The sequence below is a fragment of the Mycetocola sp. Y442 genome (genome assembly GCF_056898615.1).
On sequence record NZ_JBXHBV010000003.1, the window covers coordinates 231,216 to 249,066 of the forward strand.

16 protein-coding genes are annotated in these 17,851 nt (G+C 66.9%); 7 read left to right on the top strand and 9 right to left on the bottom strand.

Annotation, left to right across the window (positions count from 1 at the left end):
- The first annotated feature begins 187 nt into the window (after positions 1-187).
- From AC1X6S_RS12645 to AC1X6S_RS12655, 3 genes are all read left to right on the top strand, one after another.
- Positions 188-775 (top strand): winged helix-turn-helix domain-containing protein, encoded by a 588-nt coding sequence (locus AC1X6S_RS12645; RefSeq protein ID WP_483406108.1) that lies wholly within the window; start codon positions 188-190, stop codon positions 773-775.
- A 10-nt stretch (positions 776-785) separates the two neighbouring features.
- Complete coding sequence (locus AC1X6S_RS12650) at positions 786-2,123, top strand: MFS transporter (RefSeq protein WP_483406109.1); 1,338 nt, start codon at positions 786-788, stop codon at positions 2,121-2,123.
- A 62-nt stretch (positions 2,124-2,185) separates the two neighbouring features.
- Positions 2,186-3,097 carry an arginase family protein gene (locus AC1X6S_RS12655; RefSeq protein ID WP_483406110.1) on the top strand — a complete coding sequence of 304 codons (912 nt, stop codon included), beginning with the start codon at positions 2,186-2,188 and terminating at the stop codon, positions 3,095-3,097.
- 28 nt (positions 3,098-3,125) lie between these two features.
- Here AC1X6S_RS12655 and AC1X6S_RS12660 read toward each other — a convergent pair whose 3' ends face one another.
- Positions 3,126-5,276, bottom strand: coding sequence for an ATP-dependent Clp protease ATP-binding subunit (locus AC1X6S_RS12660; protein WP_483406111.1), 2,151 nt, complete (start codon positions 5,274-5,276; stop codon positions 3,126-3,128).
- Positions 5,277-5,417: 141 nt separating this feature from the next.
- Between AC1X6S_RS12660 and solA the strand changes: the two genes are divergently transcribed.
- Entirely contained in the window at positions 5,418-6,581 is a 1,164-nt protein-coding gene (gene solA, locus AC1X6S_RS12665; RefSeq protein ID WP_483406112.1) for an N-methyl-L-tryptophan oxidase, read from the top strand.
- Between the two features lie 114 nt (positions 6,582-6,695).
- Here the strand turns inward: solA and AC1X6S_RS12670 are convergent, their stop codons facing one another.
- Both AC1X6S_RS12670 and AC1X6S_RS12675 read right to left on the bottom strand, forming a co-directional pair.
- Positions 6,696-7,067 carry a hypothetical protein gene (locus tag AC1X6S_RS12670; protein ID WP_483406113.1) on the bottom strand — a complete coding sequence of 124 codons (372 nt, stop codon included), beginning with the start codon at positions 7,065-7,067 and terminating at the stop codon, positions 6,696-6,698.
- Between the two features lie 305 nt (positions 7,068-7,372).
- Positions 7,373-8,758 carry an LLM class flavin-dependent oxidoreductase gene (locus AC1X6S_RS12675; protein ID WP_483406114.1) on the bottom strand — a complete coding sequence of 462 codons (1,386 nt, stop codon included), beginning with the start codon at positions 8,756-8,758 and terminating at the stop codon, positions 7,373-7,375.
- Between the two features lie 174 nt (positions 8,759-8,932).
- On the opposite strand from AC1X6S_RS12675, the gene AC1X6S_RS12680 reads away from it, so the two are divergent.
- A complete protein-coding gene (locus tag AC1X6S_RS12680) occupies positions 8,933-9,583 on the top strand; it encodes a hypothetical protein (protein WP_483406115.1) in 651 nt (216 codons plus the stop codon).
- Between the two features lie 95 nt (positions 9,584-9,678).
- On the opposite strand, the gene AC1X6S_RS12685 is transcribed toward AC1X6S_RS12680, so the two are convergent.
- The 3 genes from AC1X6S_RS12685 to clpS form a co-directional block, all read right to left on the bottom strand.
- Positions 9,679-10,875, bottom strand: coding sequence for a glycosyltransferase (locus tag AC1X6S_RS12685; RefSeq protein ID WP_483406116.1), 1,197 nt, complete (start codon positions 10,873-10,875; stop codon positions 9,679-9,681).
- Between the two features lie 98 nt (positions 10,876-10,973).
- Positions 10,974-11,501: a DUF2017 family protein gene (locus AC1X6S_RS12690; protein WP_483406117.1), complete on the bottom strand. Its 528-nt coding sequence runs from the start codon at positions 11,499-11,501 to the stop codon at positions 10,974-10,976.
- On the bottom strand, positions 11,498-11,782 hold the full coding sequence (gene clpS, locus AC1X6S_RS12695) for an ATP-dependent Clp protease adapter ClpS (RefSeq protein ID WP_483406118.1): 285 nt from the start codon (positions 11,780-11,782) through the stop codon (positions 11,498-11,500). The genes AC1X6S_RS12690 and clpS overlap by 4 nt, the downstream gene beginning before the upstream one ends.
- Before the next feature lie 165 nt (positions 11,783-11,947).
- Here clpS and fgd point away from each other — a divergent pair, with 165 nt between their 5' ends.
- Positions 11,948-12,952, top strand: coding sequence for a glucose-6-phosphate dehydrogenase (coenzyme-F420) (gene fgd / locus AC1X6S_RS12700; protein ID WP_483406119.1), 1,005 nt, complete (start codon positions 11,948-11,950; stop codon positions 12,950-12,952).
- Between the two features lie 5 nt (positions 12,953-12,957).
- On the opposite strand, the gene AC1X6S_RS12705 is transcribed toward fgd, so the two are convergent.
- Entirely contained in the window at positions 12,958-13,860 is a 903-nt protein-coding gene (locus AC1X6S_RS12705) for a DUF817 domain-containing protein (protein ID WP_483406120.1), read from the bottom strand.
- Positions 13,861-13,971: 111 nt separating this feature from the next.
- On the opposite strand from AC1X6S_RS12705, the gene lhgO reads away from it, so the two are divergent.
- Positions 13,972-15,171: an L-2-hydroxyglutarate oxidase gene (gene lhgO / locus AC1X6S_RS12710; protein WP_483406121.1), complete on the top strand. Its 1,200-nt coding sequence runs from the start codon at positions 13,972-13,974 to the stop codon at positions 15,169-15,171.
- Between the two features lie 21 nt (positions 15,172-15,192).
- Here the strand turns inward: lhgO and AC1X6S_RS12715 are convergent, their stop codons facing one another.
- Positions 15,193-16,314, bottom strand: coding sequence for a class I SAM-dependent methyltransferase (locus AC1X6S_RS12715; RefSeq protein ID WP_483406122.1), 1,122 nt, complete (start codon positions 16,312-16,314; stop codon positions 15,193-15,195).
- Between the two features lie 86 nt (positions 16,315-16,400).
- Positions 16,401-17,846, bottom strand: coding sequence for a DUF2062 domain-containing protein (locus tag AC1X6S_RS12720; RefSeq protein WP_483406123.1), 1,446 nt, complete (start codon positions 17,844-17,846; stop codon positions 16,401-16,403).
- Positions 17,847-17,851: the final 5 nt, after the last annotated feature.

Below are 17,851 nucleotides of genomic sequence, written 5' to 3' on the forward strand. Positions count from 1 at the left end.
GTTCGTGCTGCATGACCGTGCTCCCCTCGCCGTCCCAATAAAAGACTCTGAGCCTAGACCTGCCCAGTGGGTCGGGCACAAGGGACGAACGAGAGGAATTGTGCCGCCTCGAACCACCCAGCCCGACACCGGGATAAAAAGCACAAGAACTATTGCGCAATACTTGTTGTGCTTATACGCTGCTTCCATGACCCCGATCGAGGCTTCCCGCAGCACCCTGGTTTCAGCGACGTCGATGCGCGTACTCGCGCATCCAACCCGTCTCCGGCTGCTCGGCCTGCTCCGCGAACGTGGCCCGCAAACCGCCGCCCAGCTCGGCGACATCGTCGACGAGGCACCCGGCACCGTGAGCTACCACCTCGGCAAGCTCGCCTCGATCGACCTAATCGAGCCTGCGGAAGCGGGGAGCACCGATCGCCGCGAGCGCTGGTGGCAGGCGACCTCCGCCCTCACCAGCTGGGAGCCATCCGAACTGCTCGATGACCCGGAGAAGCTCATGGCGTCGTCGGTGCTGCAGAAGACGATCGGGCAGGCATACGCGTCCCGATACGCCGAGTACGTCGACGCCATGCCGACGCTGCCCAGGGAATGGGTGGCGGCCGGCGCGAGCAGCGACCGAACGCTGCGCCTCACCGCCGACGAGCTCACGAGGATGCGGGCCGAGCTGGAGGAACTGACCGAGCGGTGGCTCGAGGCGAGCGCCTCACACGACCCGGCTGCAGACGACGGCGCCGAGCCCGTCGTGCTCGTCTACCAGGCCTACCGGCGCCCCTAGGCAGACACCCGTGACCTCCGTCGAGACCCCGGGACGCGATCGCCGCGCCATCGGCTCACTCACCGCGCTCCTCGCCGCCCACTCGATCTCACAAACGGGCAACGTTGTGACCGCATTCGCCATCCCGTTCTACGTCCTCGCGATCGGCGGCTCCGGCCTCGAGGTGGGCATCGCCGCCTTCTTCGCGACAGTGCCGATCGTGATCGGCGGCCCGCTCGGCGGAGTCGTCATCGACCGGGTCGGTTATCGGCGGGCAGCAATCGTTGCGGATGTGGTGAGCGGCATCGCCGTCCTGGCCATCCCGGTCCTGGCCCTGACGGTCGGCCTCCCGTTCTGGGCGCTGCTCGCGCTCGTCTTCGTTGCGGGGCTACTCGACACACCGGGACAGACCGCGCGCCGGGTGATGCTGCCGGCGCTGACGGTGCGCGCCGTGGTGCGTATTGAGCAGAGCGTCGGACTTCTCGACGGTTCCGAGCGTTTCGCCAGGCTCATCGGCGCGTCGATCGCCGGACTTCTCGTCGCTCTCGTCGGCCCGATCCCCGCCCTCTTCGTGAACGCAGCGACGTTCGCGGTGTCAGCGCTGCTGACCTGGCTCTTCGTGCCCGTCGTGCCGATCGCGCACCCGGCCTCTCGACAGGGCGACGGCAGCGCCGCAGGCAGGCAGGGCCCCTCCTATTGGAGTGACCTGGCTGAAGGTTTCCGATTCGTCGTCCACGACAAGCTGATGCGACTGATAGTCGGACTCGTCGTGGTCACCAACCTGTTCGACGCTGCGCGCAGCGCTTCTCTGATGCCGCTGTACGCCAACGATCACCTCGGCGGGGCCGCGGCGCTTGGCCTGCTCGTCGCCGTGATGGGCGGGTGCGCCCTCGTCGGCAACGTCGCGTTCGGACTCGTCGCCCACCGGGTTCCGCGACGGGTGACCTTTGCCGTGTGCTTCGCCCTGGCTGGCGGCCCGTCGAGCGCCGCTTTCGCGTTCGGAGCGCCACTGCCCGTGCTCGTCGCCGTGACCGCGCTCTCCGGACTGGCCGCGGGGTCAATCAACCCCATCCTCGGCGCCGTCGAGCTCGAACGGGTTCCCGAACACATGCGCGGTCGGGTGTTCGGCCTGATTAACGCCGGCGCCTGGGCCGGCGTTCCGTTTGGCGCATTGCTCGGCGGCATCGCCGCTGACACGATCGGGCTCGCGCTCGCCTTCGGGATCATCGCCGTCGCCTACGTTCTCGTCACACTGAGCCCGCTGACGGGCGGCGCATGGCGACAGATGGAACGGCGCGAGGACCCATCGTCCGTGTCGAGCGGCGACACCGAAACCGAACCCGCGGGCGGAGCATCCGTGAGTCGGTAACCCTTCTCGAATCCGTGCTCCGATGTGGCGGCGGCGTGCGCTCTCCTGCCACAGTGGATGCCGTGATCGCACTCCTGTCCGCGCCGACCAACCTCGGCCTGCGGCCCCCCCCCGAACCCGGCGGCGTCCCCGGCACAGCAAAGGCGCCGGAGGCATTGCGTGAGGCTGGCCTCTACGGTTTATTCCAGTCTGCGGGCGCGCTCGATGCCGGCGTCGTGCTCCCCGGACGGTACGTCGACGACGATCGCACCCGCCCGAGTGGCAGGGTTCGGAATGAAGAGGCAATCGTGGACCACGCCCGCCGGCTCAGCACGCGCATCAGCGCACTCATCGAGCGTGGTGACGCACCTCTGGTCCTCGGTGGCGACTGCAGCGTGCTGCTCGGTGCCGGGCTCGCTCTCGCCGACAGACCGGCGCCTGGTCTCATTCACATCGACGGACACACCGATTTCCGGCATCCGGGCAACAGCGACGAGTGCGCGAGCGTCGCCGGCGAAGACCTGGCGGCGGCGGTCGGGCTGCACTGGCCCGCGATTGCCGATATCGATGGCCTCGGCCCGTACTTCGCGCCCGGGAACGCAGCCCACATCGGATGCCGTGACGACGACGCGGAACTGGCGGAGGCATCCGCTCGCCTCGGTCTCGTTGTGCCAGCGAGCGTCGCGATGGAGAGAGGCATGGGCGAGGTTGCGGCGGCGGCGGTCGCTGTTGCCGGCGGCTCGGGCTATTGGCTTCAACTCGACGTCGACGTTCTCGATCCACGGTGGATGCCCGCTGTCGACAGTCCGGACCCGGGCGGTCTCGACCCCGACGAACTGGTACGGCTGCTCCGTGCCCTGGCCCCCGGTGCCGTTGGTGCGTCGATCACCGTGTTCGACCCCGACCTCGACCCGGACGGCCGCTACGCGCTACTGCTCGCGGGAATCCTCAGGGACGGGCTCGGAGAGCTCGGCTCGAGGGCGCACGGCGGCTGAGACCCGCCCCCGCGCACCCGCCCGCGCTCTAGACAGGTACCGAGACCGAACCGACGGTCAGTGCGTCGGCGTGGGGATCGAGATCCACCCGCACCATGTCGCCGTCCCGGACCTCGCCACTGAGCAGCGCCATCGCGAGGCGGTCGTCGATTTCGGTCTGCATGAGCCGGCGCAGCGGACGTGCCCCGTAAATCGGGTCGTACCCTCTCTCGGCAAGCCAGCTGCGGGCATCCGGGGTCACCGCAAGCTCGAGGCGACGTTCGTTCAACCGGCGCTGCAGTCGATCGATGTAGAGCTCGACGATCTGGCTCAGGTCATCCTGGCTCAGGGCCGAGAACACGACGATGTCATCGAGCCGGTTGATGAACTCGGGCTTGAAGGCCTGGCGTACCATCTGCTGGACGGCCTCTTCCTTCTCGGTCCACGACAGCGTCGGGTCGACGAGGAAGTGCGAGCCGAGGTTCGACGTGAGGATGAGAATCACGTTGCGGAAGTCGACGGTTCGGCCCTGGCCGTCGGTCAGTCGACCGTCGTCGAGCACCTGCAGCAGCACGTCGAAGACCTCGGGGTGGGCCTTCTCGACCTCGTCGAGCAGCACCACCGAGTACGGGCGGCGACGAACGGCCTCGGTCAGCTGGCCACCCTGCTCGTAACCGACATAGCCGGGAGGGGCACCGACGAGCCGGGAGACGGAGAACTTCTCGCCGTACTCCGACATGTCGATGCGAACCATCGCCTTCTCGTCGTCGAAGAGGAACTCGGCGAGCGCTTTCGCGAGTTCCGTCTTGCCGACGCCGGTTGGGCCGAGGAACATGAACGAGCCAGTGGGCCGGTCGGGGTCCGAGATGCCCGCTCGCGTACGCCGAACGGCATCCGACACCGCACGAACGGCGCGGTGCTGGCCGACGAGCCGCTTGCCGAGCTCGGTTTCGAGGTGCAGCAGTTTTTCGGTCTCGCCCTGGAGCAGGCGGCCGACGGGGATGCCGGTCCACGCGGCGATCACCGCGGCGATATCATCGGCGGTGACCTGGTCGTTGACCATGAGCGGCCCCTCGCTCTCGGCCTGCTCGGCCTCGCGCAGTTCGCGCTCCATCACGGGGATTTCGCCGTAGAGCAGGCGCGACGCCTTTTCGAGGTCGCCCTCACGCTGCGCACGCTCGGCGGAAACGCGTGCGGCGTCGAGTCGTTCCTTGAGCTCGCCGACCCGGTTGAGGTTGGCGCGCTCACGATCCCAGCGGGCCTGCAGCTCTGCGAGTGTTGCCTGGCGCTCCGTGAGGTCTTCGCGCAGCTTCGCGAGTCGCTCCTTCGACGCGTCGTCCTTCTCCTTCTTGAGGGCGAGCTCCTCGAGCTTCAGCCGGTCGACCGCACGACGCAACTCGTCGATCTCGACGGGCGACGAGTCGATTTCCATCCGCAGCCGGGAGGCGGCCTCGTCGATGAGGTCGATCGCCTTGTCCGGGAGCTGGCGGGCAGGAATGTACCGATTCGAGAGGGATGCCGCTGCGACGAGGGCCGAATCGGCGATCGTCACCTTGTGGTGGGCTTCGTACCGCTCCTTGAGTCCGCGGAGAATCGCAATGGTGTCTTCGACACTCGGTTCGCCCACGTACACCTGCTGGAATCGCCGCTCCATGGCGGCATCCTTCTCGATGTACTCGCGGTATTCGTTGAGCGTGGTTGCGCCGATCATGCGCAGCTCACCACGGGCGAGCATCGGCTTGAGCATGTTCGATGCGGCGACACTCCCCTCGCCGGCGCCAGCGCCCATGAGCGTGTGAAGCTCGTCGATGAAGGTGATGATCCCACCCTCGGCGTCCTTGATCTCCTGCAGTACCGCCTTGAGGCGCTCCTCGAACTCACCGCGGTATTTCGCACCGGCGACGAGTGCGGCGAGGTCGAGCGAAACCAGCTGCTTGTCCTTCAGCGAATCGGCAACGTCACCCTGGACAATGCGCTGGGCGAGACCCTCGACCACCGCGGTCTTACCTACGCCGGGCTCACCGATGAGCACGGGGTTGTTCTTCGTCCGGCGGGTGAGCACCTGGCTGATCCGGCGGATCTCGGCGTCACGGCCGATCACAGGGTCGAGCTTGCCGGTACGCGCAACGTCGGTGAGGTTGACCCCGTACTGTTCAAGAGCGCTTTTCTGCTCTTCCTGCGGCTGCTGTCCAGGCTGCATTGTCGTTACCCCTCAGAGTTGAGTCGTGAAGACTCAAGTTTAGCAAGTGTGCACTCGTGTGACCACCTTCTATGCTGGGAGGCGCCGTGCGCCCGGAGCACAGATCATGGGCACGCTACATCCCCCCGAAGAAGGACACCAGTGAACAAAGTCGACGTCATCGTGATCGGACTCGGTTCAATGGGTGGTGCAGCGGCGAGTGCCCTTGCCCAGCGCGGACACAGCGTGCTCGGCATCGAGCGGTTCTGGCCGAGCCATGACCGTGGGTCCGCACATGGCGGCACCAGGATCATCCGCCAGTCATACATCGAGGGCATCGAATACGTACCGCTTCTCCGTCGCGCCTATGCGGGCTGGCGTGAGCTGGAGGAGCAATCGGGCCGGTCGCTCATGACACTCAGCGGCGGCATCTACATCGGTGACCCCGAGGAGCAGACCTTCACCGGCGCGCTCTCCGCTGCCCGCCACTGGGACCTGCCGCACGAAGTGCTCACGAGTGATGAGATCACCGCGCGGTTCCCGGCGATGCGACCCGCACCGCACGCGATGGGCCTCTTCGAGCAGAACGCGGGCTTCGTCGACCCCGAGGGCACGACGGCAGCCAACATCCAGGTCGCCACGATGCACGGTGCCGAACTGCACTTTGGCGAGACGGTTCTCTCCTGGACGGCAACGCCCGGCGGTGGAGTCGAGGTGGTGACGACGCGGGCCAGGTACGGCGCCGATCGACTCGTTGTCGCGCCGGGCGCGTGGTCGCAGCAATTGCTCGGCGAGGTGGGCGCGCCCGTCACGGCGGAGCGCCAGGTCGTCTACTGGTTCACCCCCGATGTCTCGCCGGGCAATCCCGGACACAGCGACTACGCCGTGGGCACGCAGCCCGTCTTCATCGAGCGCACCGACGGCAATCGACTGGTTTACGGGTTCCCGATCGTCGACGGCCCCCTCGGCGGCATCAAGATCGGCTTCTTCAACGACCTCACCCCCACCGATCCGGATGCCGTCAATCGCGAGGTCCTGCCGTTCGAGGTCGCCGAGATGCAGGCGCGAGCGCTCGAGCTGTTCCCGCACCTCACGGGCAGGGTGCTTGCGTCGAGCACGTGCCTCTACCCGAGCTCGCCCGATGACCATTTCATGATCGGACTGCACCCCGAGCACTCCCAGGTCACCGTCGCCACGGGATTCGGTGGGCACGGCTTCAAGTTCGTTCCCGTCGTCGGCGATATCGTGGCCGACCTGTCGACGCGTGGACGCACCGACCTCCCGATCGACCTGTTCTCACTCGACCGGGAGGCGCTGCGGCGGTAGCCCGCTGCGGCGGTAGCCCGCGCGGCGGCATCCGCACCCAGCGCTACAGATCCATGCCCGCGCTACAGAAGTATCTGCAGCGCGGGCATGGATGTGCAGCGGTCGGCAACTCACTCAGCGGGGGGTGCCGCTTCCTGAGTCCCGGTCGACGAAGTCGTCGCTGGGAATCGGTGTTGCGTGGCGGCCGGGTGCGTCGTCGCTGTCGCCAGCGACAGCATCCGTTGCCCGCTCCGTGCGTGCGTCCGGTCCGCCGGGTGTTGTGACGGCGTCGGCACGCTGCGCGGTGTGCTCGTCGAATTGATCGACGATGCCGTTGGTCTGGTCGAAGGGGTGGGCGACGTCGCCCAGGACGCCGACGTTGGCTTCCCGGTCGGCGGCGGAATCAGAACCGGTGTTTGCTCCGGCTTCCGTGCGATCTGCGGGGCTGACTTCTCCGTCGGCATCCGTGATCTTCAGCTGGTCTTCGATTTTGCGTTCGTCACTCATGACCCGAACCTACGCTCGGGCGACCGCCCAGCCAAGCCCTTGACAGTAGCTGGGGAAATTCAGGCGACTCTCGCGCCGAGCGCTGCAGTTCCATGCCCGCGCTGCAGATGCTTCTGTAGCGCGGGCATGGATGTGTAGCTCTCGCCGATTCCCGGCTCAGCGCGCACCCCGGGAGGCCGGGCGAGCTCACCGGCGAACGGGCGAGCACGCCCGACCGCGCAAGCATCAGTTCCGGTCGAGAACATCACGCGCAACTGATGCTCTCGACCGAAACGGATGCCCTCGGCGGGCGAGGGCAGGCAGCGTCAGGCCGTCGCGACCCGCTCACGGTAGCTGAACGACGCTCCGCGGTGCTCGGCGGGCAGCCGGTCCCCTCGCCCGTGCAGCTTGTTCCGGAGCGTGCCCGGTGTGTAGTCGCTCGGGTAGGCGTCCCGCTTCTGCAGCTCGGGGATGACGAACTCGACGATGTCCTCGAACGAGCCTGGAGTGATCGCGTACGCGAGGTTGAAGCCGTCGACGTCCGTCTCCTCGACCCAGGACTGCAGCTGATCGGCAACCTCGCTGCCCGACCCCACGATGCGGGTACCGAGTCCGCCGATGCCTGCCCACGCGGCGATGTCGCGCACGGTCCACTCACTGCCGTCCTCAGACGCCGCCTGGAAGTTCGCGACCGCCGACTGGATGGCGTTGCTCTTCACCTCGCCGATCGGAGCGTCGAGGTCGTACTGTGACAGGTCGACACCCATCCACCCCGACATGAAGACGAGGGCGCCCTCGACACTCGCGTACTGCTGGTAGTCCTCGTGCTTGGCCCGCGCCTTTTCGGGCGTCTCATCCGTGATCACCGTGACCAACTGGTAGATCTTCGCGCTGTACCTGTCGCGACCTGCCGCTTCGAGGGCATCCCGGATCTTGGACACCGTCGCCTTCAGTACCGCCTTCGTCGGCGAACCCACGAAGATCGCCTCGGCGTTCTCGGCGGCAAACTGCACACCACGACCGGACGCACCGGCCTGGAAGATCACCGGCGTGCGCTGCGGCGATGGCTCGGCGAGGTGGATGCCCGGCACCGTGAAGTTCTTGCCGGAGTGGCCGATCTCGTGCACCTTGGTCGGGTCGGTGAAGACGCCGGTCTCCCTGTCGCGCACGACGGCGTCGTCTTCCCACGAGCCCTCCCACAGCTTGTAGAGCACCTCGAGGTATTCGTCGGCAATGTTGTAGCGCTCGTCGTGTTCGACCTGGTCGTCGTGGCCCATGTTGCGCGCGGCGCTCGGCAGGTAGCCGGTGACCACGTTCCAGCCGACCCGACCCTTCGTGAGGTGATCGAGCGTCGACAACCGTCGGGCGAACGGATACGGGTGTTCGTACGCGGTGCCGGCGGTGATGCCGAAGCCGAGGTTCTCGGTCACGGCGGCCATCGCGGACACGAGCAGCAGCGGGTCACTCACCGGGACCTGCGCCCCGTTGCGGAGCGCGGCCTCGTTGCTGCCGGCGTACACGTCGTATGTACCGAGCACGTCGGCGATGAACAGACCATCGAACTTGCCCCGCTCGAGCAGTTTCGCGAGCTCGGTCCAGTAGCTGAGGTCGGTGTACCGCTGTGACTGGTCATCGGGATGACACCAGAGCCCGGGTGACTGGTGGGCGACGCAATTCATGTCGAACGCATTGAAACGGATGTGACGGGCCATGTTTCTATGGTCGGTCACGTCGAGCGTGAGGTCACGAAGCACCGCAACACGGCGTCACACAGTGCCGTCGGTCGAGATCACCCACTCCGGTCGAAATCACCCGGCATAACGGGTGATCTCGACCGGAGCGAGTGTTTTCGGCCCCGGGTTACCCGCCCATTAGGCTTGCCCGCAGTGCCCGCCGCTCAGAACGGAACCGAAATGCTCGATGACGACACCGCGGAACAGACCCGCTGGAACGCCGCGGCGTACCGCGCCGCCGGGGTTCCGGGGGACGACATCTCGCCGCGCACCGTTCAGGCGTTGGCGCGGGTCGGCGTTCTGGTCGCCCTGTTCGTCAGCCTCGGCGTCGTCCTGGCGCTGGCGCCCCCCGCCACAGAATCGGGATTCGACGGCCAGCGACTTCTCGTCCAGTTCCTCTTCCTCGCGCTCTCGGTCGTGGTTGGCCTTGCCGGATATGTCTGGGCGCGCCGTTCCGGCTTCTACCTGACCCGGGATCAGTCCCTCTCGAGCCTGTTAACCCGAGACGATCGGCGGCAAGCCTGCCGATGGATCCGTGGTTCCGAACAGCCCGATCCGCGCTGGTTGCCGACTCTCGTCGCCCTTGCCCGGCAGAAGCAGCGAGCTCTCGTCGGCGCGGCGCCGATTTACGCCGCCGTCGCGCTGATCGAAGTGTCTGTCGCCATCTCCACGGACGTGCCCGCGATTCGGGTTATTGCCCTGTTCGTGGTGGCGCTGTTCGCCGCAGTCGGTATCCGGTCAGTGCGGGACTACCGCCAGACCGACAGGTTCATCGCGACTCATCGGCTGCCGCCGCGCTCGTGAAAACACGCCGTCACACTGCGCCGGCGAGATCACCCACTGCGGTCGAAATCACCCGGCATAACGAGTGATATCGACCGGAGCGAGTGTTTTCGGCCCTAGGCGGAGGCGCGAGCGGCGAGCACCCGCTCGTACACGGCGATCATGCGCGCGGTCTGGTGGCTCTGCCGGAACTCGACGCTCTCCTGCGGCGCCACGACGAGCCGCGCCCTCGACGCGACATCCGCTGCCACGTGCCGAATGGCATCCGCGAGCGCACGCACACTGCCGTCGGTGGGCTGCCAGTAGATCCCATCGGGCAGCTCACCCGCGATATTCGGGTCGCTCACGATCGACGGGGTACCGAGCGCCGCGGCCTCGAACACCGTCATGCCCTGGGTCTCGAAGCCGATCGAGGTCTGGACGAGCGCATCGGCGGAGGCAATCGCGGCGAGCGCATCGCGGTACGGCACCTTGCCGGCAAAGACCACCCGGTTCTCGAGCCCGTGCTCACGCACGAACGCCTGCGCTTTCTTGAGCAGCAGCCCGGCGCCGTAGAGCCGGAACTCCGCGTCGACATCCGCGAGCCGAATCGCGTCGAGGTACTCCATGATGCGTTTCTCGGCGCTCATCCGACCCATCCAGACGAAGAGCGGCCGACCGCGGTCGGCGGCGGTGGGCGCGGCGAGCACCTCGTCGACGAGGGCATCGTCCGCCCCGGTCCAGATCACGTCGATATCGCTGCCGACCCCGTTCGATTCGAGCAACCGGGCGAAATGACCGCTTGGCGCCACCGACGCAGCGACCCGCTCGGCGAACTCATCGAGGTAGCTCCACGCACTCGGACGGAGCGCCGACAGCCGCGGCTTCAGCACACGGTGCTCCCACCAGAGCAGCGCGCGGATCACGAGCTTCGGAAACGGCACCACCTGCTCGAGTCCGAACTCCATGTGGTTGTGGAAGGTATGCACCGAACGGATGCCGTGGCGCGCGGCGAACCGATACCCGAGCATCGCACCCCAGTAGTCGGCCTGCACGTGCACGATATCCACCGGCGGGCGGGTGGCCAGCGCCGCATCGAGCAACCGGTCCGCGCGGCGACTCGGCACCGTCAGCGAGTACTCGCGGTCGAGGGTGATCGGAACGGACGGCGTGTCGATGTAGTCGGCGCTGCCCGCGTGCTCCCGATGCATCTTCGGGGCAACCACGGTCACCCGGTGCCCGGCGAGCTCGAGGAACCGTTTCTGCAGTCGGATGGAGACCTGCACTCCGCCGAGGGAATCGGCGTGCTGGTCGCTGAACATCAGTATGTGCATGGTGCTCTCAGGCTACCGGTGACGTGCCGGACGTTCCCGCAGGCCGGCGCACCGGCATCCGCTCGACCGCGCCGGAACATCGGCCGGCAACACAGCGGTCAGCCGCTGATGCCCTCGACCTCTTCGAGGGCCTCGATCAACGAGCCCTGGGTGAAGCCGAACCACTCGTAGAGGCTCTGCACGTACTCGGTGTCTGCGCCGTCGACCGCTGGAGCTTCGGTGCCGATGCCGAGGTTGGTGGCAAGCACGAGACGCAGGTCGGTGAGGGTGCCGAGCCAGTACATCGAGTACTCACGGTCCAGCCGGACAAGCGTGACGTCGCCATCGACGGTGGTGCGCACACCGGCCTTGTCGAACGACTCGAGCACGCCCTGCGCGTTCTCGATCTTCCGGTCGATGAGGTCGTCGATGGTGAACCGCCGGAATTCGTCGGATGCCTCGGGGTCGTCGGTGTAGGCATCCGGAAACAACCGGGACAGTACGGCGCCATCGATGTCGGCTTCACCCTCCTTCACGCGAACGAGAAGCGAGATGATCTGCTGCACCAGGTCGGTGAACATCATCACCTCCTGGGACTCGAACTCCGCGAGGATTTCGCCCCCGGAGGCAACACCGAATGCCCTCATCGCTCGCTCCGGGTGAGGCTCGCGAGGAGGCCATACCCGTGCATCGCGACGACGTGCCTCTCCATCTCTTCGCGGGTGCCCGTTGCGACAGTGGCGCGTCCGTGGTGATGCACCTGCAGCATGAGTTCGTCTGCGCGTGCCTGGCTGAAGCCGAAGTAGCTGCGGAAGACCCAGGAGACATACGTCATGAGGTTGATCGGGTCGTCCCACACGACCGCGTTCCAGGGCTCGCCGAGCGTCAATTGCTCGTCGAGGTCGCGCAGCTCATCTAACTTGGGCACACGACCAGCTTTGCACTGACGGGCGACAAAGCACAGCCCGGCCTTCAGGCTGTAGCGTCCTGCCGCAAAGTGCAGTACCAAACCGATCCGAGTGGACACCGCGTGCGGATTGCCGGATAGTCTCGAACGAGACGGCGCGTGCCGTCGAGGCCACGGGAGGCACTGTTGTTGAAACTGGGTTTGAAGGCATCGGCTGAGCAGTTCGGTCCTCGTGACCTCGTCGAGCTCGGCGTCGCAGCGGAGCGGCACGGCTTCGACAGCGTCACGGTGAGTGACCATTTCCAGCCGTGGCGGCACAACGGAGGACACGCCCCGTTCTCCCTCGCCTGGATGACCGCTGTCGGCGAGCGGACCGAGCGGATCACCATCGGCACGAGCGTGATGACACCGACTTTCCGGTACAACCCCGCCGTCGTCGCTCAGGCGTTCGCCACGATGGGCTGCCTGTACCCCAACCGCATCTTCCTCGGCGTCGGCACCGGTGAGGCACTCAACGAGATCGCCACAGGCTTCCAGGGCGAATGGCCCGAGTTCAAGGAGCGTTTCGCCCGCCTGCGCGAGTCGGTCGACCTGATGCGGCAACTCTGGGTCGGCGACCGCGTCGACTTCGACGGTGAGTACTACAGGACCCAGGGCGCATCGATCTACGACGTACCCGAGGGCGGCATCCCCGTGTACGTGGCGGCCGGTGGTCCGGTGGTTGCGCGCTACGCGGGCCGTGCCGGCGATGGTTTCATCTGCACGTCGGGCAAGGGCATGGAGCTCTACACCGACAAGCTGCTTCCCGCCGTGGCCGAGGGCGCAGCAAAAGCGGGTCGGGATGCCGCGGCGATCGACAGGATGATCGAGATCAAGATCTCCTACGACACCGATAAGGACGCGGCCCTCGAGAACACGCGCTTCTGGGCGCCGCTGTCACTGACCCCCGAGCAGAAGCACTCCATCGACGACCCGATCGAGATGGAAGCGGCCGCCGACGCGTTGCCGATCGAACAGGTCGCAAAGCGCTGGATCGTGTCGAACGACCCGGACGAGGCGGTGTCGCTCATCAAGCCGTACATCGACGCAGGCCTCAACCACCTCGTGTTCCACGCTCCCGGTCACGACCAGGAGCGGTTCCTCGAGCTGTTCGAGCGCGACCTCGCACCCAGACTCCGCGCGCTCGGCTAAAGCACCTACACGCTGTCGGTGACGCGGTCCCTCACTGATTCCTCCGGTTCACCGCCGTCGTCCGGCGACCGCGGCGGGTACACCCAGGTGACAAGCACCACCGAGATGATCATCAGCAGGAACCACGACACGAGTTTCGACATCGACACGATCTGCCAGCCATCGACCTGGTCGGGGTAGGCCCACGCCCCTGCCCAGGTCGCGATGTTCTCGGCCAGCCAGATAAAGAACGCGACGAGCGAGAATGCCAGGAGTAACGGCATCCGGAATGTGCGTCGGAAGACGCGGAAGTGCATCACCGTTCGGGCATAGATCGCGATCACAGCGGCGAGCAGCACCCAGCGGAAGTCCAGGACAAAGTGGTGCGCAAAGAAGTTGACGTAGATCGCGCCGGCCACGATCGCCGTGATCCAGCGCTTCGGATACCGGGTGAAGCGCAGGTCGAAGAGCCGATAGACCCGAACCAGGTACGAGCCCACCGCGGCATACATGAACCCGCTGAACAGCGGCACACTTCCGATCCGCAGGATGCCCTCGGCCTCGTAGCTCCACGAACCGACGTCGGTCTTGAACAGCTCCATCGCCGTTCCGACGATGTGGAACAGGATGATCACCCGCAACTCGCGCAGGGTTTCGAGTTTCGCGACGACCATGACGATCTGAATCGCGATGGCCGCGAGGGTCAGGGCGTCGTTCCTGGCGAGCGCCGCGTCGTCCGGGTACCAGAGCCGTGCGACGAGAAGCACCGCGAGCAGCGCGGCACCGAACACGCAGGCCCAGGCCTGCTTTGCACCAAAGACGAGGAACTCGATCAGCTTCGAACGGATGCCGTCGGTCGGCGCGCCATCCAGCAGAGCGTGTGCGCGAGCGTCGATGAGTTCTTCGACGGGCGTGAAGCGGCGAGGCATTCGCCCACGCTACAGCCCCCGGACGCGGGACTGATCGGACCGCGCCGTTCACCCTAGGCTGGGCAGGTGAGAAAAGCTCACCTTGGATGTCCGCGAAAGGCGCTCGAGTTCATGACCGAACGAATCGGAGTCGTCGGCGGCGGCATCGTCGGCATCGCGGTGGCCCGCGCCCTCACCAGCCGCGGACAGGGCGAGGTAACCGTACTGGAAAAGGAGCGCAGGCTCGCCGTCCATCAGACCGGACGCAACTCCGGCGTCGTCCACGCGGGTATCTACTATGCCCCCGGTTCCCTCAAGGCGCGGCTGTGCGCGCTGGGCCGCGAACGCACGCGAGAGTTTTGTGCCGAGAAGAACCTCCCGTATCGCGAGGTCGGCAAGCTGGTTGTGGCGGTGACGGATGCCGAACGCGCCGCCCTGTCGAGCATCGAGGCCCGCGCTCGCACCAACGGCGTTCCCGGGTTACGCCGCGTCGACGGCAACGAGCTCCGCGAGATCGAGCCGCACGCCGCCGGTGTCGCCGCGTTGCACTCTCCACACACCGCCGCCGTCGACTATGCGGCGATCACCGAGGCGATGGCGGATGACGTACGGCAGGGCGGCGGCCGCATCCTCCTCGGCACGGAGGTGATCGACATCCGCAGGGAACCAGGCGGCGTTCGCGTGATCACCGCGACCGCCGACCTGCACTTCGACCGGCTGATTGTCTGCGCCGGCTTGCAATCCGACGTCGTCGCCGCGTTCGTGGGCGCACCTCCCTCGCCCCGGATCCTGCCGTTCCGCGGAGAGTACTGGGCCATGGCCCCGGCGAGGCAGCACCTCGTGCGGGGCATGATCTACCCGGTCCCCGATCCGCGGTTCCCGTTTCTCGGCGTCCACTTCACCCGTGGCGTCTACGACGACGTCCATGTCGGGCCTAACGCGGTACCGGCGCTCGCCCGCGAGGGGTACAGCTGGGGACGGGTATCGATGCGCGACACCTGGGGATCGCTGACCTGGCCCGGCGCCGGCGCCCTGGCCCGCCAACACTGGCGGATGGGGGCGAAAGAGGTGGCGGCGTCCCTGATCAAACAGGTCTATTTCGCCGAGGCAAGGCGGTTCGTACCCGACCTCGAGATGAAGGACCTGACCACGAAAACGGCGGCAGGAGTGCGTGCGCAGGCGTGGGATTCCAGCGGGACCCTCCTCGACGACTTCGCCGTGGATCAGGTGGGCGCTGTCACGATTCTCCGCAACGCGCCGTCGCCCGCCGCAACGTCATCGATGGCGATAGCCGACTACCTTCTCGACACCCATGTCTTCGCGGGCCGCTGAGCGCCAGCGCACGTCCCGGAGTCAGCTCCTGGTCGACGCCGTCACCGTGAACTTGGCGTTGCGTCCGATCTGACGGGTCGGGCCGATCATGCGCTCAAGTGCTGACCGGTAACCAAGGTGGGAATTCCACACAGCCCACAGTTCGCCGCCCGGTCTCAACACGCGTGCGGCATCCGCGAAGAGCTTGTGCGCGATGCCGGCGTGCACGGTGGCGCCGACGTGGAACGGCGGGTTGAGCAGGATCAGCGACGACGATGCGTCCGGCTGCATCGACAACCCGTCGTCGCGCACAACCGAGACCCGATCGGCGACGCCGTTCGCGAGCGCGGTCTCACGGGCGGATGCCACGGCGGCAGCCGACTGGTCAGTCGCGGTCACGCGCATGGTGGGCCGGGCGCGAGCGAGGGCTGTAGCGAGCACACCGGTGCCGCAGCCGAGGTCGATGGCATCAGACGCATCGGGCACCGCGTCGAGGACCTCGAGCAGGAACCGCGTACCGATGTCGATCTTCGTACCGGCGAATGCAGCACCGTGCGCGACGACCCACAAGCCGAGGTCGGGGTGGAACTCGCGCGCCGGCCACGCCGGTTCACCGCTGACACTCACTGGGTCACGGGCAATGAGCACTCGGGATTTCTGCTGCGCGAGCGACGCGGTCACGGTGCCGAAGGACCGCGCGAGCACGTCGTTCATCGCTCGGGTCATGTGTTTGACCCGCCCGCCGGCATACACCGTCACGTCCGGCTCGGCATGCCTCGCGATCAGTTCGGCGTTCTCGGCGAGCGCGTCGAGCGAGCGCGGCAGCTGCAGCAGCACCACCCGTGCACCTCGAAAAAGGGTGGCGTCCAGCGGAAAGTGGCTCACGGCATCCGTCATGGACAGCGCCCTGGCATTGGCGTCGAGTGCACGTTCGCCGGACAACTCATCCTGATGTGTACGGATGCCTGTGGCCCCGTCGTGCGCCGCAGCGAGGGTGAGTGCGCCGTACCGGTCGCCGACGACAACGGTCTCTCCGCTGCCCGCTGCGCGGAGTACGTCAGCCGCTGTTTCGAGGATGAGCCTGTCGCTGGCGTCAAACGCGAAGAGGTTGTCGGCTTCGATGTCTGGCCAGCGGCGGAGCCGGTCGAAGGCGAAGTCAGTCACCTGTTCAGGGTATCTCCCCGGCTCACCCCGATTCGCCTGGTTCGCCCCGGTCCGGCATCCCCGGACCGGGCGAGCTCGGTCTGCGGTCAGCCCTGGCGGTTCTTCGGTTCCCCGTCGGACGGATCTGTGCGCCCTCGAGCCGGTTCAGCCGGGGTCGGCGTCCCCGGGTTCGATGCTCCCGGTGTGTGTGCCCCCGGTGTCTGTGCTCCCGGTGCCTGTGCCCCCGGTGCCTGTCCGGCGTGCGTGGTTCCGGCGTTCGGGGTACCTCCGTGTGTGGTGCCGACTGGAGTGTTCGCGCCGGCACCGTGCTCACCACCGGCGGACACCCGGTGGTCGGCCGGCGCCTGTTCCCTGAAGACGTGAGCCATCCACCACCAGCTGAGCAGACCGATAGCCGCATTCACGACGAGACTGATGAGCAGGAAGAGCAGGGCAAGACCGAGCGCTGTCGGTGCAAAGTTGACGCTGTCCATCCACTGCATCTGGCCCGGGTCTCCGAAGTTGCGGAAGTCGTCAGGATCGTTGAAGTCCGGGTCCCACACATTGAAGAGACCGGTGATCGGCGAACTGAGCGCGCTGAGGAAAAAGTTCCCGACGACGGCGATTCCGAGTCCACTCCAGGTCACGGCAACCGGCCTGTTGACCGAGTGGCTGCGCAGGATCCACAGGCTGGAGAAGTAGCCGAGGAGCCAGATGATGATGCCGAGTATCAGGGCACCGATGAGCCACGGAAGCAGGGTCGACCACGCCTCTCCGATGAAGCTCTCGATCTCCTGGGGCTGTGGTCCTCCGTTGGGAGAGAAGTCATCGGGATCGTTTCGGGCGGCCCAGCCGATAATCGTGCCGAGGAAGGCGCCGAGCAGAGCGATGACGAGCGGGATGGCGATCATGGTGAAGCCGAGAGTCATCAGCGTAAACCCGACGGCACCGGCGATCATGGCCCCGCGGCGCTGGCGAGGAGCAAGCGGCGGCCGCGGCGGGGTGACCGGACCGGCAGCGCGGGGAACATAGTTTCTCGGCGGCTGGGGACCGCCGGGACGAGGCGGGTACCCCGGCTGCGGCGGGTAGCCCGGCGGGTAGGGTTGACCACCCTGCTGGGGCGGATAACCGCCCTGTTGCTGCGGATAACCACCCGGTTGTGGCGGATAACCACCCTGCTGGGGGGAGCCGGCCTGCTGGGGGTAACCGGCCTGGGGGTAGCCGGCGTGCTGCTGCGGCGGGTAACCCGCATGCTGCTGCGGGTAACCGGCCTGGGGCTGACCCTGGTTGATCGTGGGCGAGGTTCCGGCCTGCTGGCCCGGCACCTGCGGGCCGCTCATCTGCTGACCCGGCACCTGGTGAGCCGCCGCCTGCTGGACCGGACCCGGCGCCTGATTGGCATCGGGAGCGGGAGGGGGCGGGCTTCCGGGAGGTGGCGCCTGGGGCGATCCAGGTGGTGGGCCACCGGCGGCGTTCGAGCCCGTCGGTGGCGGTGTCTTGGCTTCAGCGCGTGGTTTGCTTTTCCTGCCCGCCGGCGGCTTCTGCTCGCTCATGCGGT